The organism is Streptomyces sp. NPDC050315 (genome assembly GCF_040655775.1).
Taxonomy (GTDB): domain Bacteria; phylum Actinomycetota; class Actinomycetes; order Streptomycetales; family Streptomycetaceae; genus Streptomyces.
Genome location: NZ_JBFAKN010000013.1, coordinates 1 through 22,234 on the forward strand (window position 1 = coordinate 1; position 22,234 = coordinate 22,234).

At 71.7% G+C, this 22,234-nt stretch carries 18 protein-coding genes; 10 read left to right on the forward strand and 8 right to left on the reverse strand.

All coding sequences use genetic code 11. From position 1 onward, the window contains the following. Positions 1-135 precede the first annotated feature (135 nt). The 5 genes from AB0I82_RS33995 to AB0I82_RS34015 are packed head-to-tail and all read right to left on the reverse strand — an operon-like array spanning position 136 to position 5,838. The gene (locus AB0I82_RS33995) at positions 136-1,446 is read right to left on the reverse strand and encodes a DUF58 domain-containing protein (RefSeq protein ID WP_363261347.1); all 1,311 of its coding nucleotides are present in this window, start codon (positions 1,444-1,446) and stop codon (positions 136-138) included. Between the two features lie 8 nt (positions 1,447-1,454). Beyond that, positions 1,455-2,420, reverse strand: coding sequence for a MoxR family ATPase (locus AB0I82_RS34000; protein WP_363261348.1), 966 nt, complete (start codon positions 2,418-2,420; stop codon positions 1,455-1,457). Continuing rightward, positions 2,401-3,648: a DUF4350 domain-containing protein gene (locus AB0I82_RS34005; protein WP_363261349.1), complete on the reverse strand. Its 1,248-nt coding sequence runs from the start codon at positions 3,646-3,648 to the stop codon at positions 2,401-2,403. Before AB0I82_RS34005 ends, AB0I82_RS34000 begins: the two co-directional genes overlap by 20 nt. After that, positions 3,645-4,313, reverse strand: a complete 669-nt coding sequence (locus AB0I82_RS34010) for a DUF4129 domain-containing protein (RefSeq protein WP_363261350.1) — start codon at positions 4,311-4,313, stop codon at positions 3,645-3,647. Before AB0I82_RS34010 ends, AB0I82_RS34005 begins: the two co-directional genes overlap by 4 nt. A 28-nt stretch (positions 4,314-4,341) precedes the next feature. Then, complete coding sequence (locus AB0I82_RS34015) at positions 4,342-5,838, reverse strand: hypothetical protein (RefSeq protein ID WP_363261351.1); 1,497 nt, start codon at positions 5,836-5,838, stop codon at positions 4,342-4,344. Positions 5,839-6,089: 251 nt separating this feature from the next. On the opposite strand from AB0I82_RS34015, the gene mtnA reads away from it, so the two are divergent. The 7 genes from mtnA to AB0I82_RS34050 all read left to right on the forward strand — a co-directional run bounded on the left by mtnA (position 6,090) and on the right by AB0I82_RS34050 (position 14,858). Continuing rightward, the gene (mtnA, locus tag AB0I82_RS34020) at positions 6,090-7,262 is read left to right on the forward strand and encodes an S-methyl-5-thioribose-1-phosphate isomerase (RefSeq protein ID WP_363261352.1); all 1,173 of its coding nucleotides are present in this window, start codon (positions 6,090-6,092) and stop codon (positions 7,260-7,262) included. Further along, positions 7,259-7,936: a two-component system response regulator MtrA gene (gene mtrA / locus AB0I82_RS34025; RefSeq protein WP_030250475.1), complete on the forward strand. Its 678-nt coding sequence runs from the start codon at positions 7,259-7,261 to the stop codon at positions 7,934-7,936. Before mtnA ends, mtrA begins: the two co-directional genes overlap by 4 nt. 142 nt (positions 7,937-8,078) lie before the next feature. After that, complete coding sequence (mtrB, locus tag AB0I82_RS34030; RefSeq protein ID WP_363261448.1) at positions 8,079-10,124, forward strand: MtrAB system histidine kinase MtrB; 2,046 nt, start codon at positions 8,079-8,081, stop codon at positions 10,122-10,124. Between the two features lie 82 nt (positions 10,125-10,206). Next, on the forward strand, positions 10,207-11,979 hold the full coding sequence (locus tag AB0I82_RS34035) for an LpqB family beta-propeller domain-containing protein (RefSeq protein WP_363261449.1): 1,773 nt from the start codon (positions 10,207-10,209) through the stop codon (positions 11,977-11,979). Between the two features lie 143 nt (positions 11,980-12,122). After that, a complete protein-coding gene (locus AB0I82_RS34040) occupies positions 12,123-12,842 on the forward strand; it encodes a phosphoribosyltransferase family protein (RefSeq protein WP_363261353.1) in 720 nt (239 codons plus the stop codon). Between the two features lie 318 nt (positions 12,843-13,160). Continuing rightward, positions 13,161-13,856 (forward strand): ribosome-associated translation inhibitor RaiA, encoded by a 696-nt coding sequence (gene raiA, locus AB0I82_RS34045; protein WP_363261354.1) that lies wholly within the window; start codon positions 13,161-13,163, stop codon positions 13,854-13,856. A 246-nt stretch (positions 13,857-14,102) separates the two neighbouring features. Then, positions 14,103-14,858: a response regulator transcription factor gene (locus AB0I82_RS34050; protein WP_223732263.1), complete on the forward strand. Its 756-nt coding sequence runs from the start codon at positions 14,103-14,105 to the stop codon at positions 14,856-14,858. Between the two features lie 68 nt (positions 14,859-14,926). Here the strand turns inward: AB0I82_RS34050 and AB0I82_RS34055 are convergent, their stop codons facing one another. Both AB0I82_RS34055 and AB0I82_RS34060 read right to left on the reverse strand, forming a co-directional pair. Further along, positions 14,927-16,141: a crosslink repair DNA glycosylase YcaQ family protein gene (locus AB0I82_RS34055; RefSeq protein ID WP_363261355.1), complete on the reverse strand. Its 1,215-nt coding sequence runs from the start codon at positions 16,139-16,141 to the stop codon at positions 14,927-14,929. Positions 16,142-16,211: 70 nt separating this feature from the next. Next, a complete protein-coding gene (locus tag AB0I82_RS34060; RefSeq protein ID WP_363261356.1) occupies positions 16,212-16,817 on the reverse strand; it encodes a GNAT family N-acetyltransferase in 606 nt (201 codons plus the stop codon). A gap of 352 nt (positions 16,818-17,169) precedes the next feature. On the opposite strand from AB0I82_RS34060, the gene secA reads away from it, so the two are divergent. After that, entirely contained in the window at positions 17,170-20,001 is a 2,832-nt protein-coding gene (gene secA, locus AB0I82_RS34065) for a preprotein translocase subunit SecA (protein WP_363261357.1), read from the forward strand. A gap of 125 nt (positions 20,002-20,126) precedes the next feature. Here the strand turns inward: secA and AB0I82_RS34070 are convergent, their stop codons facing one another. Beyond that, the gene (locus AB0I82_RS34070) at positions 20,127-20,639 is read right to left on the reverse strand and encodes an Rv3235 family protein (RefSeq protein WP_363261359.1); all 513 of its coding nucleotides are present in this window, start codon (positions 20,637-20,639) and stop codon (positions 20,127-20,129) included. A gap of 304 nt (positions 20,640-20,943) precedes the next feature. Between AB0I82_RS34070 and AB0I82_RS34075 the strand changes: the two genes are divergently transcribed. Both AB0I82_RS34075 and AB0I82_RS34080 read left to right on the forward strand, forming a co-directional pair. Next, the gene (locus tag AB0I82_RS34075) at positions 20,944-21,450 is read left to right on the forward strand and encodes a hypothetical protein (protein ID WP_363261360.1); all 507 of its coding nucleotides are present in this window, start codon (positions 20,944-20,946) and stop codon (positions 21,448-21,450) included. A gap of 97 nt (positions 21,451-21,547) precedes the next feature. After that, positions 21,548-22,216 (forward strand): HAD family hydrolase, encoded by a 669-nt coding sequence (locus tag AB0I82_RS34080; RefSeq protein WP_363261361.1) that lies wholly within the window; start codon positions 21,548-21,550, stop codon positions 22,214-22,216. Positions 22,217-22,234 lie beyond the last annotated feature (18 nt).

Sequence of the window (22,234 nt, forward strand, 5' to 3'; positions counted from 1 at the left end):
GTACTGCAGGGGGGACCCTGTGGGAGAGTAGGACGCCGCCGAACAATCATTGTGGGAAAGCCCCGCACCGTATGGTGCGGGGCTTTCCTGCGTTTCAGGGCCGTAGCCCTCTCGCTGCCCCGCTGAGCCGCCCTCTCAGAGCCGGCCGGAAGCCTTGAGGGCCAGGTAGGTGTCGGCCAGTTCCGGGGCCAGGAGGGACGGCGTGGCGTCGACGACGGTGACGCCGTGGCCGCGGAGGCGGTCGGCGGTGCGTTGCCGTTCGGCGCGGGTGCGCTCCGCGGCAGCTGCGGCATAGACATCGGCCGGCGTATGGCGGCCGGCAGTCATGGCCTCGATGCGCGGGTCGGCCACCGCGGCCACGATGATCTCGTTGTTCTGCGTGAGCCCGGGGAGGACGGGGAGCAGCCCCTCCTCGACCGGTGCGGCATCGAGGCCGGTGAACAGCACGATGAGGGAGCGGCGTGGCGCGCTGCGGCGGATTGCCGCGGCGAGGCCCCGGGCGTCGGCCTCGACGAGCTCCGGCTCGAGCGGGGTCAGCGCGTCGGTGAGCGCGGGGAGGAGATCGCGCGCGGTACGGCCGTGTACGGCGGCGCGTACGCGACGGTCGTAGGCGAGCAGATCGACGCGGTCGCCGGCGCGCGAGGCCAGCGCTGCGAGGAGAAGGGCCGCGTCCATGGAGGCGTCGAGGCGGGGAACGTCCCCGACGCGGCCGGCCGACGTACGGCCCGTTTCCAGGGCGAGGAGGATGTGGCGGTCGCGCTCCGGGCGCCAGGTGCGTACGGCGACGATCTGCTGGCGAGCGGTGGCGCGCCAGTCGATGGAGCGGGTGTCGTCTCCGGGGGTGTAGTCGCGCAGGCTGTCGAATTCGGTGCCTTCGCCGCGGGTCAGGATGCTGGTCCGGCCGTCGAGCTCGCGCAGGCGGGCGAGCTTGGCGGGGAGGTACTTGCGGCTGGTGAAGGGGGGCAGCGCGCGGACGGCCCAGGGGACCTGGTGGCTGCCCTGGCGGGCGGCCAGGCCGAGCGGGCCGTACGAGCGGACAGTGATGCGGACGGCGCGGTGTTCGCCGCGGCGGGTGGGGCGCAGGGTCGTGGTGACGCGGCGGCGCTCGGACGCGGGGATGCGGAGGCGGTGCCGGGATTCGTCGAACTCGGTGCCGGGGTGGAAGGCGCTGGGCGGCCAGGCGTCGCGGAGGTCTGCACGCAAGGGACGCCCGGTGGGATTGGTGACGGTGAGGTGTGTGGGGACAGCGTCACCGAGTCGAACTGATGTGTCACCGGTGCGGGTGAACTGCAGCTTTCGCACTGGCGCGGCGAGTGAAAGGTCGCACAGAATTGCTGCAAGCAAGGTGAGTTGGACGGTGAGGATGCCGGTCCAGCCGGGGAGAAGGAGCCCGACGAGGAGTGCGCTGATCGCCGCGAGGAGTGCGGTGCGTCCGGTAAGGGCCATGGCGCGGCTCAGCGGGGGACGGGGAGGTGGGTGAGGACCGCGGAGATGACGGAGTCGGCCGTGACTCCTTCCATCTCCGCCTCGGGACGGAGCTGGACGCGGTGGCGCAGGGTGGGCAGGGCCAGGGCCTTGACGTCGTCGGGGGTGACGTAATCGCGGCCGGTCAGCCAGGCCCAGGCGCGGGCCGTGGACAGTAGTGCGGTGGCACCCCGGGGGGAAACGCCGAGGGAGAGCGAGGGGGATTCACGCGTGGCACGGCAGATATCGACGATGTAGGCGGCGATGTCGGGGGACACCGCGGTCTTGGCCACGGCGGTCCGGGCGGCCTCGAGGTCGGCGGCGCCGGCGACGGGGCGTAGCCCGGCGGAGGCCAGATCGCGGGGGCTGAAGCCCTCGGCATGCCGGGTGAGGATGCCGATCTCGTCCTGGCGGGCGGGCAGCGGGACCGTCAGCTTGAGCAGGAAGCGGTCGAGTTGGGCTTCGGGCAGCGGATAGGTGCCCTCGTACTCCACCGGGTTCTGGGTCGCGGCGACCAGGAACGGCTCGGGGAGGGGCCGGGGTGTTCCGTCCACGGTGACCTGCCGCTCCTCCATGGCTTCGAGGAGGGACGCCTGTGTCTTGGGCGGAGTCCGGTTGATTTCGTCGGCGAGCAGGATGTTGGTGAAGACCGGGCCCGGCTGGAACGAGAACTCGGCGGTGCGCGCGTCGTAGACGAGTGAGCCGGTGACGTCGCTCGGCATCAGGTCAGGGGTGAACTGGACGCGCTTCGTGCCCAGGTCGAGCGCTGCCGCGAGGGAGCGGACGAGCAGGGTCTTGGCGACGCCGGGCACGCCTTCGAGCAGGACATGGCCTCGGCACAGCAGCGCGACGACCAGGCCGGTGACGGCGGGGTCCTGGCCGACGACGGCCTTGGCGATCTCGGTGCGCAGGGCCTCGAGGGAAGCTCGGGCGCGGTCAGCTGTCGGGGTGCTCACGAGGTGCGTGCCTCTCTTGGAGAAGGATCGAGCGTTCGAGGTCGTCGAGTTGGTCGGCCAGCTGGACCAGGGCCTTGTCGTCGTCGGGCGCGGGACCGAAAAGCAGGGTGTGCAGGGTGGTGCCGGATTCGCCGCGCGCGGTGAGGCGGGCGGTGACGGCCGGGACGAGGACGTCAGCAGTGTGGATGTCGGAGGGAGGGACGCCGACGAGGGGAGCCAGCCGGGTGCGGGTGGCGGAGCGCAGGACGGCGGCGGCCTGGTCGCGGGCGTCGGCCTGCTGGTAGAGGCGGGCGCGGCCCTCGGTCGTCTCGGCTGCGGGCACGGTGACGGGCAGCCGTTCGGGGACGAGGGGGCCGAGCCGGCGGGCTCGCCAGAGGGCGGTGAGTACGGCGGCGATGGCCAGCTGCAGCAGTCCCCAGCGCCAGCCGGAGGGGATGAGGTCGAGGAAGGAGCGCTCGCCGTTCTGGGCGGTCGCGGGGTCACTGACGGAGGGGAGGTACCAGACCAGATGACGGTGCGAACCGAGGAGTTGAAGGGCGAGCGAGGCATTGCCCCGTTCGGCAAGGCGGTGGTTGTAGAGCAGTTCGGGGGCGCCGAGCAGCACGGTGTCATGGGCGGCCGGACCGGCGTCACCCGCTGCGTTGTTCGGCAGGCGGAGCAGGGTGGGCAGGCCGTCGACGAGGTAGCAGCGGTCGGCATCGGGCGCGGAGGTGCGGTAGCGGACCCCGCCGAGGTCGGCGTCGCCGGCGCGGCGGGCGGCGGGCAGGGTGCAGTCCGGCGCGCGCACGGTGGTGTCGGTGGGCTCCGCTGCCCGAGTGCCGGGGGCCAGCATGTCGAGCGCCCCTTGGTCGGGGGCGAGGAGGACGGTGCGGCCGGTGGCGCGTTCGGTGGCCGTACGCAGGGCGCTGAGCTGCCGGTCGGTCAGCGGGTTCGGGTCGGTGATCAGCAGGGTGGTGTCCGGGCCTGCCGCGGCGGCGGCTTCGCCGGTGGTGGTCACGACGCGGGTACTGACGCCCCGTTCGGACAGCAGGGTGGCGAGGGCGCGGCTGCCGGTGGGGTCGGCGGAGCGCGGGTCGAGCCGGCCGTGCTGTTCGCCGGACTTCAGCGCGGCGATGGTGATGCCGCCCAGGGCGAGGATGAGGAGCGCGATCAGCAGGCCGCGGGAGCGCGCCCAGATCCTGGCGGCGGTGGGCGACACGGAGGTGGAGTACGCGGTCGGAGCGGTCATCCGGCGGCCTCGGAGCGGGCGGTGGTGAGGTCCGGCTTCGCCTGGCTCAGGTCGGTGTCCAGGGCGCTGAGCACGGCGTACTCCTCGGCGGTGCCGGGGCGGCGGCCGTATGTGATGCCGTCGAAGGTCCGGGCGGCGGCGCGCAGCCGGTCGGCGTGGGCCGGGAAGGCGCGGCCGGCCTCGGTGGCCGCCTCGTCAGCGGTGCGTCCAGGGGCCGGTGTGAGCAGCGCGCGTTCCTCCAGGGCGAGGACGAGCGCACGCATCCGTTCCTGGACGGCGGGCGTCCAGTCGCTGCGGGCGGCATGGGCTTCCGCGGCCGTACGGTGCTCGGCGGCGGTGCGGGGCCGGTCGGGGAAGAGCGCGGCGGCGGTGCTGGGCGTGCGGCGCAGTGCGCCGAGCCGCAGCCGGAGGGCGACGATCAGCAGCAGGACCACCAGGACGACGACGAGCAGTCCGACCCGGCCGCCGGGAGTCACTCCGGCGGCCGCGCTGAAGAGGTCGTCGATGCGCTCCCAGAGCCAATTGAGGGCTCGCTGGAGCGGGTTGGGGTCGTACTCGTGGTACCGCGGCTTGGACAGTTCGCGTTCCGCCGCCTCGCGGGCAGGGCCGCGCGGGAGCTGTACGGGCACGTCGTCGCCGGTGCCCGCGAGGTGCTGCGCGAGCACGGCGACTCTCCCCCCGACCGGCACCGCATCAGCTCCCGGGGGTGGCGCCGGGGGCTGGGGCCTCGTCGGTGCCGTAGCCGGGGAGCCCGGCCGCGCGCGCCAGTTCCAGATCGAGGGCCTCGCGCCGGATCCGCTGGTCCATGTACAGCAGCGCGGTGACGCCGGCGCTGATCGGGAAGGTGATCGTCGAGCTGATCACGGCACCGATGCCGACCACGATCAGGAAGGTCCAGCTGGTGGTGGCGTCGCCGGCCATCCAGTTCGTGACGCCCTCCCCGCCGAGCAGGAGGGCGATGACGGTGGCCGGGATCTGGACGACGAACTCCACGATCATCACGATCAGTACGGTGAGCAGCTGGATGCCCAGCACGCGCCACCAGGCGCCGCGTACGAGCTTGGCGGAGCGGCGCATGGACGTGATGACGCCCTGCTTCTCGAGCATCAGAGCCGGGGCGGCGAGGCAGTAGCGGATCCACAGCCAGACGCCGGCGACCAGGCCGGCGAGCCCGCCGAGCAGCGCGAGCGCCACACCGGCGGGGGCCGAGCCGAGCACGGCGACGAGGATGCCGGGCACCAGGCCGACCGTGATGACGGCCGCGATGAGCAGCGGAAGCAGGAGGAGCAGGCCGAAGAGGCGGGGCAGTTGGCGGCGGGAGTCGCGCCATGCCTCACCGGTGGAGACCGAGCGGCCCAGGACGGCACGGCTGACGACGATGGTGATCAGTGCGGTGACGATCACCGTGCCGAGCATGGCGATGAACCAGGTGATGCCGCTGGCGGCGAGCTGGCCGCCGGCCTGACGCATGACCTCGTCGACGTCCGCGCTCGGGTCGGTCCCGAGGGTCATGTTGTCGGCGCCGCGGAACCATACGCCCATCACGACTGTGGCGACGGTCTGCGTGATCACCGCGACGACGAGCGAGATGCCCATCATGGTGCGCCAGTGCGCTCGCATCGTGGCGACCGCGCCGTCGAGGATCTCGTTGACGCCGAGCGGGCGCAGCGGGATGACGCCGGGCTTGGCCGCCGGAGGCGGCGGGGACCATGCGCCGCCCCAACCGGGCTTGCCACCGCCCCAGTTGGTGCCGCCGGGGCTGGGCTGCCCGCCGTTCCAGCCCTGCTGGCCGCCCCAGCCGGGGCCGCCGCCGGGAGGGCCACCCTGGGGGCCGCCGCCCGGCGCGCCTTCGGTCGGCGTTCCGGTCGGTGCTCCGCCGCTCGGCGCGGACCACTGGCCGGCCGGTGGCTGCTCCTTGGCCCACTGGGTGGAGGGCGGTTGACCCGTCGTCTGCTGCGATGCGGGCGACGGCTGCTGACCATCGGTCTGCTGGGGCGTGGGCGTTGGCTGCTGATCCGCCGTCCCCTGCTCGGTTGCCGGGGCGTCCGCGGGCTGCGCGTCCGTTGGTTGCGTGTCCGTTGGTTGCGTCTCGGCGGGCTGCTCGGGCGGGGTGGGCTGCTCCTGGGGGCCGCGGTCCGGCTCGTCGGAGGGGGAGGATCCGGGCGAGGCCCAGCCCGGAGAGTTGTTCATCGTCGCTCCTTCACACTGCCCGTCCGCGGCGGCGGTCGGGTTCCGGGATCCGCGGTGCCAGTCATCGTGCCATGGCAAGTCCGGTTTCGTACCGGCCCCCTTGTCAGGAAGCGATGTTCCGGTACCGGCCGGAGATGTTCCGGTTGTCCCGGCGGCTGTCCTGGTCCCGGATACTGTCCCGTTTCCGAAGTCTGTCCGGGTCGCGAGGGGGGACCTTATGTTTGCCCTGCCGCTGACGGCAGACTGGGCGGATGGCCGATCCGTACGGAGTACGTCAGGCGGGCGCCGTGGCGCCCGCAGTCCCTGCGCTGCGCTGGGAGGAGCTGCCCGAAGGGCCGGTGGTGGTCCTGCTGGACCAGACACGATTGCCCGCGGAAGAAATCGAGTTGGTGTGCACGGACGTGCCGGCGCTGGTCGAGGCGATCCGGACGCTGGCGGTGCGGGGTGCTCCGCTGCTGGGGATCGCCGGGGCGTACGGCGTCGCGCTCGCTGCCGCTCGCGGGTTCGATGCGGCCGATGCCGCGGCGAGCCTGGCGTATGCCCGGCCGACCGCCGTCAACCTCGCGTACGGCGTGCGGCGCGCGGTGGCGGCGTACGACGGGGCACTGCTCGCCGGGCAGTCGCCGGAGGAGGCCGCGGGGGCCGCGCTGGCAGCGGCCAGGGCGGTACACGCCGAGGACGCGCGGGCCAGCGCGCGGATGGCGGAGCACGGGCTCGCGCTGCTCGGTGAGCTGCTGCCGGGCGGCGGTCACCGCATCCTCACGCACTGCAACACGGGAGCGCTGGTCTCCGGGGGCGAGGGCACCGCCTTCGCGGTGGCGCTGGCGGCGCACCGGGCGGGAGAGCTGCGACGCCTGTGGGTGGACGAGACCCGGCCCCTGCTGCAGGGGGCGCGGCTGACCGCGTACGAAGCGGCGCGGGCGGGAATGGCGTACACAGTGCTGCCCGACGGGGCGGCGGGGTCGCTCTTCGCGGCGGGCGAGGTGGATGCCGTACTGATCGGCGCGGACCGGATCGCGGCGGACGGCGCGGTCGCCAACAAGGTGGGCAGCTATCCGCTGGCCGTGCTGGCGCGCTATCACCACGTGCCGTTCGTGGTGGTCGCCCCCACCACGACGCTGGATCCGGAGACCGAGGAGGGTGCGTTGATCGAGGTGGAGCAGCGGGCCGGGCACGAAGTGACCGAAATCTCCCTGCCGCATGTACTCGCGGCGGGGACGGACGCGGGCGTCGGGGTTCCGGTGGCGCCGCTGGGCGCGCAGGCTTACAACCCGGCCTTCGACGTCACCCCGGCGGAGCTGGTGACCGCGATCGTGACCGAGGCCGGTGTGGTCTCTCCGGTCACTCGTGACAGCCTGGCGGAAGTGTGTTCCACGTCACGATTCGCTAAGTCACGATCAGGTAATGGGATGATGGCCGAATGAAGGGACGCGTCCTGGTCGTCGACGACGACACCGCACTGGCAGAGATGCTCGGCATCGTGCTGCGCGGCGAAGGCTTTGAACCGTCGTTCGTGTCGGACGGCGACAAGGCGCTCGCCGCGTTCCGCGAGGCCAAGCCCGACCTTGTACTGCTCGACCTCATGCTGCCCGGACGGGACGGCATCGAGGTGTGCCGGCTGATCCGGGCCGAGTCCGGCGTGCCGATCGTGATGCTCACGGCCAAGAGCGACACCGTGGACGTGGTGGTCGGTCTGGAGTCGGGTGCGGACGATTACATCGTCAAGCCGTTCAAGCCGAAGGAGCTGGTGGCACGGATCCGGGCACGGCTGCGCCGGTCCGAGGAGCCCGCGCCGGAGCAGCTGGCCATCGGTGACCTGGTCATCGACGTGGCGGGGCACTCCGTGAAGCGGGACGGGCAGTCGATAGCGCTGACGCCGCTGGAGTTCGACCTGCTGGTCGCGCTGGCGCGCAAGCCGTGGCAGGTCTTCACCCGCGAGGTGCTGCTGGAGCAGGTCTGGGGGTACCGCCATGCCGCGGACACCCGGCTGGTCAACGTCCACGTGCAGCGGCTGCGCTCGAAGGTCGAGAAGGACCCGGAGCGGCCGGAGATCGTGGTGACGGTGCGTGGCGTCGGCTACAAGGCCGGACCCAGCTGACATGCTCCGGGACGGTTCGGCTCCGGAGGGGACGCGGGGGCGGGCCGCCGACGCGGCGGATGACAGGTCCTTCTTCGAGCGCTTCGTGCGAGGCGGGCAGCAGCTGCTGCCCGACGGGGCGGCCACCGGGCCGGTCCACCCCATGCTGCGCCTCATCGGCCGCTGGGTGCGCCGGCCGCTGCTGCCTGCCATGCGGCTGTGGCGGCGCAACATTCAGCTGCGGGTCGTCGCGACGACCCTGCTGATGTCGCTGGGCGTGGTGCTGCTGCTCGGCCTCGTGGTCATCGGACAGGTGCGGAACGGCCTGCTGGACGCCAAGCGGCAGGCCGCGCAGAGCCAGGCCGCCGGCGGTTTCGCCGTGGCGCAGCAGATGGCCGACGGCGCCGGTGACATCCGCGGGGACGAGGCCCAGCGCCTCGGTAACCGCGGCGCGCAGGACTCCGCGACCTGGCTCACCAGCCTGGTCGAGCAGCTCGCCAGCGGCGGCCAGGGCGTGTTCTCGGTGGTCGCGCTGAGCTCGGACTCGGCTGTCGAGCAGCCGTTCGTGGACGACAGCCCAGGCGTCCGCGGCCCGCGCGCTTCGGGTGATGTGGACCCGGAGCGGAGCGTGCCGGCGGAGATGCGCCGGAAGCTGGACAAGAAGGCGGGTACGTACCGCGAGTACACCCAGATCAAGCGGGTCGGGTCGGACGAGGGCGAGCCCGCGCTGGTCATCGGCAAGCGGCTGGACGACGTCAACAGCAATCCGTACCAGCTCTACTACCTGTTCTCCTTCAGCCAGGAGGAGAAGTCGCTCAGCCTCGTGAAGGGCACCCTCGCCACGGCCGGGGTCTTCGTCGTGGTGCTGCTCGGCGCGATTGCGTGGCTGGTGGTGCGGCAGGTCGTCACCCCGGTACGGATGGCGGCGGGGATCTCCGAGCGGCTGGCCGCCGGCCTGCTGCAGGAGCGGATGAAGGTCACCGGCGAGGACGACATCGCGCGGCTGGGCGAATCGTTCAACAAGATGGCGCAGAACCTCCAGAGCAAGATCCAGCAGCTGGAGGCGCTCTCCCGGATGCAGCGCCGCTTCGTGTCCGATGTGTCGCACGAACTGCGGACGCCGCTGACGACCGTACGGATGGCCGCCGACCTCATCCACGACGCGCGCGAGGACTTCGATCCGGCGACCGCGCGCTCGGCGGAGCTGCTGCGCGGGCAGCTGGACCGGTTCGAGTCGCTGCTGGCGGACCTGCTGGAGATCAGCCGGTTCGATGCGGGGGCGGCCGCGCTGGAGGCCGAGCCGATAGACCTGCGGGACGTCGTCCACCGGGTCATCGAGGGCGCCGAGCCGCTGGCCGAGGCCAAGGGCAGCCGGATCGTCGTGCGCGGCGGCGAGTACCCGGTGGTCGCCGAGGCGGACGCCCGGCGTGTCGAGCGGGTGCTGCGCAATCTGGTGGTCAATGCGGTGGAGCACGGCGAGGGCCGGGACGTCGTCGTACGCCTGGCCTCCGCGGGCGGCCGGAGCGGCGGCGCGGTGGCCATCGCGGTACGGGACTACGGCGTCGGGCTGCGGCCCGGCGAGGCGACGCGGGTCTTCAACCGGTTCTGGCGCGCCGATCCGGCCCGGGCCCGTACGACCGGCGGCACGGGCCTCGGCCTGTCGATCGCGGTCGAGGACGCCCGGCTGCACGGCGGCTGGCTGCAGGCGTGGGGCGAGCCGGGCGGCGGTTCCCAGTTCCGGCTGACGCTGCCGCGGACGGCGGGCGAGTCGCTGCGTGGCTCGCCGATCCCACTGGAGCCGGAGGATTCGCGGCGCAACCGTGCCCGTAGCCGAGCAGCCGGACACCGCGCCATCGAGGCACGCAAGCCCGCGATCACGGTCCCGGCCCAGTCCGGGAACGGCGCCGCGGAGGCCGCGCCGCGCCCGGGCACCAACGGTGCGGCAGGCACCGGAGAGGCGTCGCACGAAGGCCCCGCGCACAACGGGTCGGGGCAGAGCGGCACCGTGCACAGCGGCACGGTGCACAGTGGCACCGTGTACGGCGGTTCCGCGCACAACGGGGCGGGGTCGAACGGGGCGGCGCCCAAGGAGACGCCTGCCGACGACACCACGGACGCGCCCCGCCATACGGGTACGGACGCGCATGCTCGTACGGGTGAAGCCCGGGGCGGCGAGGAACGGAAGGACGAGCTACGTGATCGGCGCTGATCGCCGTCGTGGGCGCGGCCGTGCCGGAAGGCGGCACCGGGGGCGTCGCCTCCGTACCGTCGCGGTGCTCGCCGCCGGGGCGATGCTGCTGGCCGGGTGCGCGTCGATGCCGGACAACGGTGAATCGCTGCCGGTCGACCAGGCGTCCCGCGCGGACGCCGACTCGCAGGTGCGGGTCTACGGCGTGCCGCCGCAGGACGGGGCGCAGCCGACCGACATCGTGCGCGGCTTCCTCGACGCGCTGACCAGTGACGAGGCCAACCTCCGTACGGCCAAGCAGTATCTGGCGGCGCCGGCCCGTAAGACGTGGCAGCCGTTCGCGACCACCAAGGTCCTCCAGGAGCGCCCCAAGGCCACACCGGGGGGCAGCCCGGCCAACCGCGAGGACGCCAAGGGCTTCACGGTCACGCTCGAGGGCACGCAGGTCGCCACGGTGGACCGCAAGCACGCCTACACGCCCCGGGAGAAGGCGTACCGCGAGACGATGCACCTGGCCCGGGAGAACGGGCAGTGGCGCATCGACCGGCTGCCGAACGGGCTGGTGTTGGGGCTGCCGGACTTCCAGCGCATCTATCAGCCCGTCAACAAGTACTACTTCGCGTCCTACAAGTCCGAGGCCGGGGAGCCGAGGGCGGGCAAGGACGTGCTCGTCGCCGATCCCGTGTACCTCCGGCAGCGGATAGATCCCGTCACGGCCAGTGTGAACGCGCTGCTGCAAGGGCCGACCAACTGGCTGCAACAGGTGGCGGTTTCCGCGTTCCCGAAGGACACGCACGTCACGCGGCCCACTCTGACGCTGGACGACTCCAACGCGTTGCGGGTACGCCTCAGCAAGGAGGCGACCGGCGTGGACGCCAATCAGTGCAGCCGGATGGCCGCCCAGGTGCTCTTCACGGTGCAGGGCATGGCGCGCGCTTCGAAGGTCAGCGAGGTGGAGCTCCAGAAGGACAGCGGCGACTCGCTGTGCAAACTGACGCAGGAGGAAGCGGCGGACCGTTTCGGCCAGCAGGCCCGGGTGCGGCACACGGCGCTGGAGTACTACGTCGACGGTGACCACCGGGTGGTCAGCATGACGGACACCGCGACCGACGCGACCCCGGTGCCGGGGCCGCTCGGTACGGGGAAGATCGCGCTCCGTTCGGTGGGCGTGGCACACGGCGAGGAGACCGCCGCCGGCGTCTCGCTGAACGGCCGCGCGCTGTACGTCGCCGCCCTGGACGAGATGTCCAAGCGGGCCGAGGTACGGCTGCGCAGCAAGGCGAAGAACGAGACGGACGGGCTGACCGCGCCGAGCTGGGACGGCCTGGGCGATCTGTGGGTCGCGGACCGGGACGACGACGGGTCGCGGCTGCTGCGGCTGCGGTCGGGCAAGGGCGAGCCGCAGGAGGTCGCGGTTCCCGGGCTCGGAAAGCGGCGCATCAAGGCGATCAGGGTGGCGTCCGACGGCATCCGGATCGCGATGCTCATCGAGGACAAGGGGCGGACGACCCTGCAGCTGGGCCGGGTGGAACGCGGCGGTACGGCGATGCACCCCGAGCTGTCCGTACAGGCGCTGCGCCCGATCGCGCCGCAGCTGGAGGACGTGGTGGCCGCTTCCTGGGCGGGCGACAGCCGGCTGGTCGTGGTCGGCCGGGAGACCGGCGGGGTGCAGCAGATGCAGTTCATGGAGACGGACGGTTCGGCGTCCAACACGCAGACGCTGCCCGGCGTGAACGGCGTCGAGGCGGTGGCGGCCTCGGAGGACGAGACCCGGCCGCTGATCGCGGACGCGGACGAGGGCATCGTCCGGCTGCCGGTCGACGCGAACTGGAAGACGGTGGCGACCCGCGGCACGGGCCCGGTCTACCCGGGCTGATCCGGGGCGCCGACACGGCCCTTCTCTTTCAGTAGAGCGTATTTCCGCAGGTCAAATAGCCTGTGTCCACGTCGCCGCAGGGGCGTCCGCCGAAGTTATCCACAGGGGTGGTGGCCGGGCGGCGGGGGCGGGACAGTGGAGACATGCGGGGGTTGTGGCGGGAATTCGCCGGGCTGGTTCTGCCGGTCGGCTGCGCGGGGTGCGGCCGGCCGCGGACGGAGCTGTGCGAGGAGTGCAGGCGGTCGCTGTGCGCCGGGGGCGGGCAGGCGGCCGGGAGGCGGCGTGGGCCGCGGCGGGTGCGGCCGAGCCCGGCGCCACCGGGACTGCCGAGGGTGTATGCAGCGGCCGCGTACGCCGACGCGGTACGGGCGGTGCTGCTCGCGCACAAGGAGCGCGGTGCGCTGGCCCTGGCCGTGCCGCTGGGCGGGGCGCTGGCGGGTGCTGTACAGGGCCTGAGGGCCGGGCCGGGGCCGCTGCTGCTGATACCCGTGCCGTCCGCCCGGAGCGCCGTGGCGGGGCGTGGACACGACCCGGTGCGCAGGATCGCGTTGGCGGCGGCGCGGGAGCTGCGGCGCGGTGGGACCGGGGCGCGGGTGCTGGCGGCGCTGCGGCAGCGGCGGGCGGTGATCGATCAGGCGGGGCTCGGCGCGCGGCAGCGGCAGCTGAATCTCGCGGGTGCGCTGGAGATCGCCGGCGGTGGTCGGCTGCTGCGCGGCGGGCGGGTGGTGCTGGTGGATGACCTGATGACCACCGGAGCGTCGCTGGCCGAGGCGTCGCGGGCGGTCAGAGAGGCGGGAGGGAGGGTGGCGGGAGCGGCTGTCGTGGCGGCTTCGCCCGGTGCTTTCGAAATCAACTGGAACTGACCGAGAAAATTCATCGTTGCAGGTACCGAGGGCAAAAAATCACCCAAACGGAGCTGACCCCCGTGAGGGGGTGCCGACAACCCCTCAAGCGAGCTATGTTCGGTTGTGAGGACTTGGCAGACGCTTTGCCTCGTATGCCGGATAGGTGCGGTTCGCGGTGTCGGCAGAGATGCTGAAAACGGCTGGAGTGGAGTCCTGGTCCGTGGGGGAGAAGGAGGTGAAAGTCGCCAAGTCCGAGGCTTCGGCAATCACCGGGGCCTGGTGCAAGAAGGAATTGCTCCGCCCACCGAGTGGAGCGATCCGGGAACGGAGTTCTGCGTGGACATCGTCGTCAAGGGCCGCAAGACCGAGGTGCCCGACCGGTTCCGCAAGCACGTGGCCGAGAAGCTGAAGCTGGACAAGGTCCAGAAGCTCGACGCCAAGGTGATCAGCCTGGACGTCGAGGTGTCCAAGGAGCCCAACCCGCGGCAGGCCGACCGTTCCGACCGGGTGGAGATCACTCTCCGCTCCCGTGGTCCGGTGGTCCGGGCCGAGGCGGCCGCCGCCGACCCGTACGCCGCGCTCGATCTGGCCACGGCCAAGCTCGAGGCGCGACTCCGTAAGCAGCACGACAAGCGACACTCGCGGCGCGGCAGCGGACGCACCCCGGCCAGCGACGTGGCCGTCAAGGTCCCGGAAGCGGCGCGGCTCAACACCAACGGCGAATTGGCCGGCGAGGAAGCGGCCACCGAGGAGAAGGTGCCGACCACCCGGATCGGGTCGCTGGAGGTTCAGGGCGAAGGCCCCCTGATCGTCCGCGAGAAGACCCACTCCGCGGCGCCCATGGCCCTCGACCAGGCGCTTTATGAGATGGAGTTGGTCGGACACGACTTCTATCTCTTCGTCGACGTCGACACCAAGCAGCCCAGCGTGGTCTACCGGAGGCACGCATACGACTACGGCGTCATCCGTCTGAACTCCGATCCGTTCGCGGACGGAACGCCCACCGATGCCGGCGGGGCGCTCGGCGGCTGACGCCACTCCCGAGGTGCCCCCGGCGCACGCCGGGGGCGCCATTGTGGCCGCTGTGAGCAGGAGTTGAGACCGTATAGTGTCTGTGCGGCCAGGGTGTTCAGACATGGTGTTCAGGCACGAAGCGGCGACATACGGGGGAGACGAAGTGTGTATGGCGCTGATCGGGCTGGCCGTAGCGGGCTGTTGTCAACCAGCCTTATGAGGAAGCTCAGGCCCTCCGGGCCGAGTAGTTGACGGGGAGGAACGATGGGGGACAGCTTCGGGCCCGTGCGCGACGAAGCGGACGATGACGGCGTCGGCACGGCCGACGATGTCGGCTCGGACGCGGCAGCGTCCCGCAAGGAGCCGATCAGAGTCCTGGTAGTGGACGACCATGCGCTCTTCCGGCGGGGCCTGGAGATCGTGCTGGCCCAGGAAGAGGACATCCAGGTCGTCGGCGAGGCCGGGGACGGCGCGGAGGCCGTGGACAAGGCCGCGGACCTGCTGCCGGACATCGTGCTGATGGACGTCCGGATGCCCCGGCGGGGCGGTATCGAGGCGTGCACCTCCATCAAGGAAGTGGCCCCCAGCGCGAAGATCATCATGCTGACGATCAGCGATGAGGAGGCCGACCTCTACGACGCGATCAAGGCGGGTGCCACGGGGTATCTCCTCAAGGAGATCTCCACCGACGAGGTGGCCACGGCCATTCGCGCGGTCGCGGACGGGCAGTCGCAGATCAGCCCCTCCATGGCGTCCAAACTCCTCACGGAGTTCAAGTCGATGATCCAGCGGACGGACGAGCGGCGGCTCGTGCCGGCGCCGCGGCTCACGGACCGCGAGCTGGAAGTACTGAAGCTCGTCGCCACGGGGATGAACAACCGCGACATCGCCAAGGAACTGTTCATCTCCGAGAACACCGTGAAGAACCACGTCCGCAACATCCTGGAGAAGCTGCAACTGCACTCCCGGATGGAGGCGGTCGTGTACGCGATGCGCGAGAAGATCCTGGAGATCCGCTAGCCGGCGGAGGCGACCCCGGAGACCCAGGAGACCCCGGAGGCGGCCCCGCCGTGTCCCCCGTTCCCGTCTCACGTCAGCCGGGACAGCTCCGCCGTGAGTGCGGCGAGCAGTGCCGGGTCGTCGCAGCGGTCGATGCGTACGGTGTCGCAGTCGACCCAGGCGGCGGCCTCCACCAGGGCCTTAGCCATGGGGCGTACGGCCTTCGGGCCCTGCAGCGAGACCTGCCGGGCGACCAGCGTCGTGCCCTCGCGGGCCGGGTCGACCCGGCCCATCAGCCTGCCGCCGGCGAGCAGGGGCATGGCGAAGTAACCGTGTATCCGCTTGGGCTTGGGGACGTACGCCTCCAGCCGGTGCGTGAAGGCGAACATCCGCTCCGTGCGCGGGCGGTCCCAGATCAGCGAGTCGAACGGTGACAGGAGCGTGGCGCGGTGCCGGCCGCGCGGCGGCTCGGCCAGCGCGGCCGGGTCGGCCCACGCCGGCTTCCCCCACCCTTCGACCTCGACCGGCACCAGCCCGGTGTCCTCGATGACCGCGCTGACCTGCTCGCCCTTGAGGCGGTGGTAGTCCGCCAGGTCCGCCCGGGTGGCGACGCCCATGGCGGCACCGGCCTGCGCGACCAGGCGGCGGACGCACTCGGTGTCGTCCAGGTCGTCGTGCAGCAGGGCGTCGGGAACGGCGCGCTCGGCGAGGTCGTACACCCGCTTCCAGCCACGGCGCTCCGTACAGACCACCTCGCCGGTGTCGAGCAGCCACTCCACGGCGATCTTCGTCTCGGACCAGTCCCACCACTCCCCGCCGTTCCGCCCGCCGCCCAGTTGGGTCGTGGTGAGCGGGCCGTCGGCCTTGAGGCGGTCCAGGACGGCGGCGCAGGAGCGCTCGGAGTCCTGCATGACGTGCCAGCGGTGGCCGCGCGCCCGCATGGCCCGGCGGCGGAACGCGAAGTGCGGCCACTCCTCGATCGGCAGGATGCAGGCGGCGTGCGACCAGTACTCGAAGCTGTGCGGCTCGTACGGGGCGCCGTCCGCGTCCGCGCGCGGGGTCCAGTACGCCGACTCCACGGCCGGGCGGCCGACGGGGCCGAGGCGGGCATACGGAATGAGCTCGTGCGAGCGGGCCAGCACGGAGATCGTGTCGAGCTGGACGGCACCGAGCCGGCGCAGCACGCCGCGCACGCCCGCGCGGCGGTCGGGCGCGCCCAGGAACCCTTGGGCACGCAGCGCGAGGCGGCGCGCTTCATCGGCGGACAGGCTGGTCACGGGCTGCGCTGCGGGCACGGCTGTCATGCGGATCAGCGTAGGACCGGCCACTGACAACGGGCCGGAAAATCGATCAACCGTTCCCTGGCCGGGCGGCTCACTTCTTGTAGGGCAGGTACGGCGTCTCGGAGGGGAGGCCCAGGTCGGAGGGGAGGAGGGAGCCGGCCCAGGCGTCGCGCCGGATGCCCCGATGGACGAGCATCGCGCGGGCCGTGCCCTCCATCCGGAAGCCGGCCTTGAGGGCGACCCCGCGGGATGCCGCGTTGCCGGCCTCCGCGTACCACTCCATGCGCTCCACCCCGAGGTCGGTGAACGCCCAGCGCGCGATCTCCCGGGCCGCCTCGGCGGTGTATCCCTGGCCGCGTCGCTCCTTCACCGTCCAGTAGCCGAGCTCGGCCAGCCGGTGGGGCGGCGCCAGCTGGTGCAGCCGTACCAGGCCGACCGAGCCCACGAGTGTGCCGTCACCCGCCGGACGGCCGTCCTCCTTGAGCGTTACGGCGAACGTGTACGTGGTGTCCTCGCGCCAGCCTCGATCGGTGAACGGGCCGACGAAGTCCTCCGCGTGCGCGCGCGTGTACGGGGAGGGGACGGTCGTCCAGCGCGGGATGTCGGGGTCCTGGCAGGCGGCGTGCACCGCCTCGGCGTCGGCCGGGCGGAAGGGCCGCAGGACGAGCCGCTCGGTGGTGAGGGTGACGGGTTCCATGGCAGCAGTGTGCGTATTGGCCGTGGCGGGGGCGAAGGAATTACGCTGCGCTCCGGGCGCGCCCGGAAACGCTTGCGCGGCGCGTGAACCGGAACAAGTTCCGGCCGTGCAGCGGCACCTTCCGCGGGCCTCGCGCGTTGTCGTAGCGAGAGGACGAGGGAAGGTGACCGACAGTGTCCTAGCGAGCCGTGGAAAGTTGTGGAGAAGGGACAGGGGCCTTCGGGCGACGGACCTCCCTGCGTAGCGGGGTCCTCCCTTACGATGGCCGTTGCGGCGGGGCCTGCCCCTTGGAAATATGCCGCGCCCGCGCACCGACCGTGCACAGGCCCGACCGGCGAGGAGACCAGCCCAAGTGTCCGTCTTGACGAAGATCATGCGTGCAGGCGAAGGCAAGATCCTGCGCAAACTGCACCGCATCGCGGGCCAGGTCAACTCCATCGAGGAAGACTTCGTCAAGCTCTCCGACGCGGAGCTGCGTGCCCTGACCGATGAGTACAAGGAGCGGTACGCCGACGGCGAGAGCCTGGACGACCTGCTCCCCGAGGCGTTCGCGACCGTCCGCGAGGCCGCCAAGCGCGTGCTCGGCCAGCGCCACTACGACGTCCAGCTCATGGGCGGCGCCGCGCTGCACCTCGGGTACGTCGCCGAGATGAAGACCGGTGAGGGCAAGACCCTGGTCGGCACCCTGCCCGCGTATCTGAACGCGCTCTCCGGCGACGGCGTGCACCTCATCACGGTCAACGACTATCTGGCCGAGCGCGACTCCGAGATGATGGGCCGGGTCCACAAGTTCCTGGGCCTCTCGGTCGGTTGCATCCTGGCGAACATGACGCCGGCGCAGCGCCGCGAGCAGTACAACTGCGACATCACCTACGGCACGAACAACGAGTTCGGCTTCGACTACCTCCGCGACAACATGGCGTGGTCGAAGGACGAGTTGGTCCAGCGCGGCCACAACTTCGCGATCGTCGACGAGGTCGACTCCATCCTGGTCGACGAGGCCCGTACGCCGCTGATCATCTCCGGCCCGGCCGACTCCGCGACGAAGTGGTACGGCGACTTCGCCAAGCTGGTCAAGCGCCTGAAGAAGGGCGAGGCGGCCAATCCGCAGCGCGGCATCGAGGAGACCGGCGACTACGACGTCGACGAGAAGAAGCGCACGGTCGGCATCCACGAGGCCGGTGTCAGCAAGGTCGAGGACTGGCTCGGCATCGACAACCTCTACGAGTCGGTCAACACCCCGCTCGTCGGTTATCTGAACAACGCCATCAAGGCGAAGGAACTGTTCAAGAAGGACAAGGACTACGTCGTCATCGACGGCGAGGTCATGATCGTCGACGAGCACACCGGCCGTATCCTCGCCGGCCGCCGCTACAACGAGGGCATGCACCAGGCGATCGAGGCGAAGGAAGGGGTGGAGATCAAGGACGAGAACCAGACCCTCGCCACGATCACCCTCCAGAACTTCTTCCGCCTCTACGACAAGCTCTCCGGCATGACCGGTACGGCCATGACCGAGGCGGCCGAGTTCCACCAGATCTACAAGCTCGGCGTCGTCCCCATCCCGACGAACAGGCCGATGATCCGCAAGGACCAGGCGGACCTGATCTACCGCACCGAGGTCGCCAAGTTCGCCGCGGTCGTCGACGACATCGCCGAGAAGCACGAGCAGGGCCAGCCGATCCTGGTCGGCACGACCTCGGTCGAGAAGTCCGAGTACCTCTCGCAGCAGCTGAACAAGCGCGGCGTGCGGCACGAGGTGCTCAACGCCAAGCAGCACGACCGGGAGGCGTCGATCGTCGCCCAGGCCGGCCGCAAGGGCTCCGTCACGGTCGCGACGAACATGGCCGGACGTGGTACGGACATCAAGCTCGGCGGCAATCCGGACGACCTGGCCGAGACCGAGCTGCGCGGCATGGGCCTGGACCCGGTGGAGCACGTCGAGGAGTGGGCGGCCGCGCTGCCCGCCGCGCTGGAGAAGGCCGAGGCCGCGGTCAAGGCGGAGTTCGAGGAGGTCAAGGCCCTCGGCGGGCTCTACGTCCTCGGTACCGAGCGACACGAGTCGCGCCGTATCGACAACCAGCTCCGCGGCCGCTCCGGCCGACAGGGCGACCCCGGCGAGTCCCGCTTCTACCTCTCGCTCGGCGACGACCTGATGCGGCTCTTCAAGGCCCAGATGGTCGAGCGCGTGATGGCCATGGCCAACGTTCCGGACGATGTGCCGATCGAGAACAAGATGGTGACGCGCGCGATCGCTTCCGCGCAGTCCCAGGTCGAGCAGCAGAACTTCGAGACGCGGAAGAACGTCCTGAAGTACGACGAGGTGCTCAACCGGCAGCGCGAGGTCATCTACGGCGAGCGCCGCCGCGTCCTGGAGGGCGAGGACCTCCAGGAGCAGATCAAGCACTTCATGGACGACACCATCGACGCCTACATCCAGGCGGAGACGGTCGAGGGCTTCGCCGAGGAGTGGGACCTGGACCGGCTGTGGGGCGCGTTCAAGCAGCTGTACCCGGTCAAGGTCACCGTGGAGGAGCTGGAGGACGAGGTCGGCGACCGCGCCGGGATCACCGCCGAGTTCATCGCCGAGGCGATCAAGGACGACATCCACGAGCAGTACGCGGCCCGCGAGGAGCAGCTCGGCTCGGACATCATGCGCGAGCTGGAGCGCCGCGTGGTGCTGTCGGTCCTGGACCGCAAGTGGCGCGAGCACCTCTACGAGATGGACTACCTCCAGGAGGGCATCGGCCTGCGGGCGATGGCCCAGAAGGACCCGCTGGTCGAGTACCAGCGCGAGGGCTTCGACATGTTCACCGCCATGATGGAGGGCATCAAGGAGGAGTCCGTCGGCTACCTGTTCAACCTGGAGGTCCAGGTCGAGCAGCAGGTCGAGGAGGTCCCGGTCCAGGAGGCGGCGGAAGAGGCCCCGGCGGTCCAGGACGCGGTGCCGGCGCAGGCCGGAGCCGGCGGCCGGCCGGAGATCCACGCCAAGGGCCTGGACGCGCCGCAGCGCCCGGACCGGCTGCACTTCTCCGCGCCGACGGTGGACGGCGAGGGCGGGGTCGTCGAGGGCGACTTCACCAATGACGCCGTGCCGAGCGGCCAGACCCGCTCGGAGTCGGACGGCCTGACGCGCGCGGAGCGCCGCAAGGCCCAGAAGGGCGGACGGCGCCGCAAGAAGTGACCCTGCCGGCTTTGCCGGCGAGGTGGTGAGACGGGCCGGGGTGCGCAGCGGTGGCTGCGCCCCCGGCCCGTCGCATGCCGCTCGCCGCCCCTGCATGTACGGTCGGCGCGCGCTGCTTGCCGTACTCACACCGTCCGGCTCCAGACCGACACCGACGGGCCGATGTCCAGGGCCGCGCAGCGCCAGCGGGCGTCGCGGCCGCGTTCGAGGCGGAAGGCGAGGGCCCGTACGCGGTCCCCGGCGGTGATCCGGGCGAACGCCTCGATGACGCCGCTGCGCGGGCAGCACACGCCGCACTCACGGACCTCCGGGTCGGGGCCGCGGTGGTACCGGCCGGTGGGGCGGAGCGGGGCCTGCGGGGCGAGCTCCACCAGGCGGTCGTAGGCGGCGGGCAGGGCGTGGCCCAGCAGCGCGTGCACGGGGCGCCGGCCGCTCAGGGTGAGCACCAGCTGGTCGGCGAACCAGCGGTGCGGCAGCCGGGCGGCGGCGCGGCGGCGGGCGGCTGCCTGCGGGAAGGCGGCCTGCGGGAAGGTGGCCTGCGGAGCGCCCACCGCGCGCGGGCCGCCGGGGCGGCGGGTGTCGCGGCGGCCGGACACCGGCCGGGACGCGGGCCTGGACGTGCGCGTGGATGTGGTCATGGTGGAGATCCCCCGTTCTGCCGGACCCGTTGGATACCGGGCAGTAGCTCCTGTGGTGGAGCTCTTCTACCGAGTGGCCCGAGGCGCGGCAAGGCGGCCGGGGAGCGGGCCGGGGGCTCCGGAAGATTCACCTGACAGGGTGACGGGCCGTGTGCGGGAAGGGCGAGATCCGGCCACAACGGGTGTCCGGCGGGCCGTCGGTGAGGCCGTACCGGCAGCACGAAGGGGGACCCCCGCCCGTATGCTGGCTGCCTGCGCCCCAACCAGCCAGTACCCAGCAGTCCGAACGAAAGCGGCGGCCACCATGCGTGTCTACGTCCCCCTGACGCTCCCCGGTCTCGCAGAGGCGTACAAGGCGGGCGAGCTGGGTTCCGGCCCGCTGGACGCCTTCGCCGTCACGCCCGCGCTGCGCGAGTGGTACGTCTCCGACGACATCGAGGAGCTGGAGTACGCCGCGCTGAACCGTGCCGCGCAGGCGTCGCTGCGGCTGCTGGCCACCGATCCGCAGGCGCCCCGCAAGCGGGTCGTGGTGGCCGTGGACGTGGCCGACGGCGCGGCGTCCGTGGACCCCGACCGGGGGCTGGACAAGTCGGCGCTGGGCGTCGTGCGGGTGGCCGGGCCGGTGCCGATGAAGAAGGCGGCGGCGGTGCACGTCGACTCCAATGACGCGGAGCCGGACGTCACGGCAGCGGCGGCGGCGCTGGGCGCGGCGGACCAGGGGGACGACGACGCGCAGTTCACGGTGGACGGGGCCGAGGACCACGAGCTGATGTGGTTCGGCGTCCAGGAGATCCCGAACCTGATCGGCTGAGGCCGAGCCGCGCCTGCAGAAAGCCCTCGCAAGGCCATGACCTGCGGTTTCGTTGTCGAGCGGCAAGATTATCAGTGGCCGCGAGTACCTTTTTCGCATGGGGAAGCACGCGACGCACATCGTCTGGGACTGGAACGGCACGCTCTTTCACGACATCGACGCCGTGATCGGCGCGACCAATGCCGCGTTCGGTGAGATCGGCCTGCCCCCGATCACCCTGGAGCGGTACCGGGAGCTGTACTGCGTGCCGATCCCGCGCTTCTACGAGCGGCTGATGGGGCGGCTGCCGACGGACGCCGAGTGGACGGTCATGGACGAGGCGTTCCACCGGCACTACACGCTCCGGCGGGAGGCGTGCGCGCTCGCCGAGGGCGTGGAGATGCTGCTGGACGGCTGGCGGACGGCGGGGCGCAGCCAGTCGATCCTGAGCATGTACGGGCACGACGAGCTGCTGCCGCTGGTGCGCGACTTCGGCATCGAGTCGCACTTCATACGGGTGGACGGCCGGACCGGGCCGTCCGGTGGCAGCAAGAGCGCGCACATGGTGCGGCACCTCGCGGCGATGGAGGGCGCGCGCGTCGAGCCGGGCCGTACGGTCGTCATCGGCGACGCCGTGGACGACGCGGTGGCGGCCCAGGACGCGGGGGCGCACGCGGTGCTGTACACGGGCGGTTCGCACAGCCGCGCCAGCCTCTTGGAGGCCGGGGTGCCGGTCGTCGACAGCCTGGCGGAGGCCGTCGCGGCGGCGGAGCGGCTGGTGCTCTGAGGGCCGGGCCCGGACGGC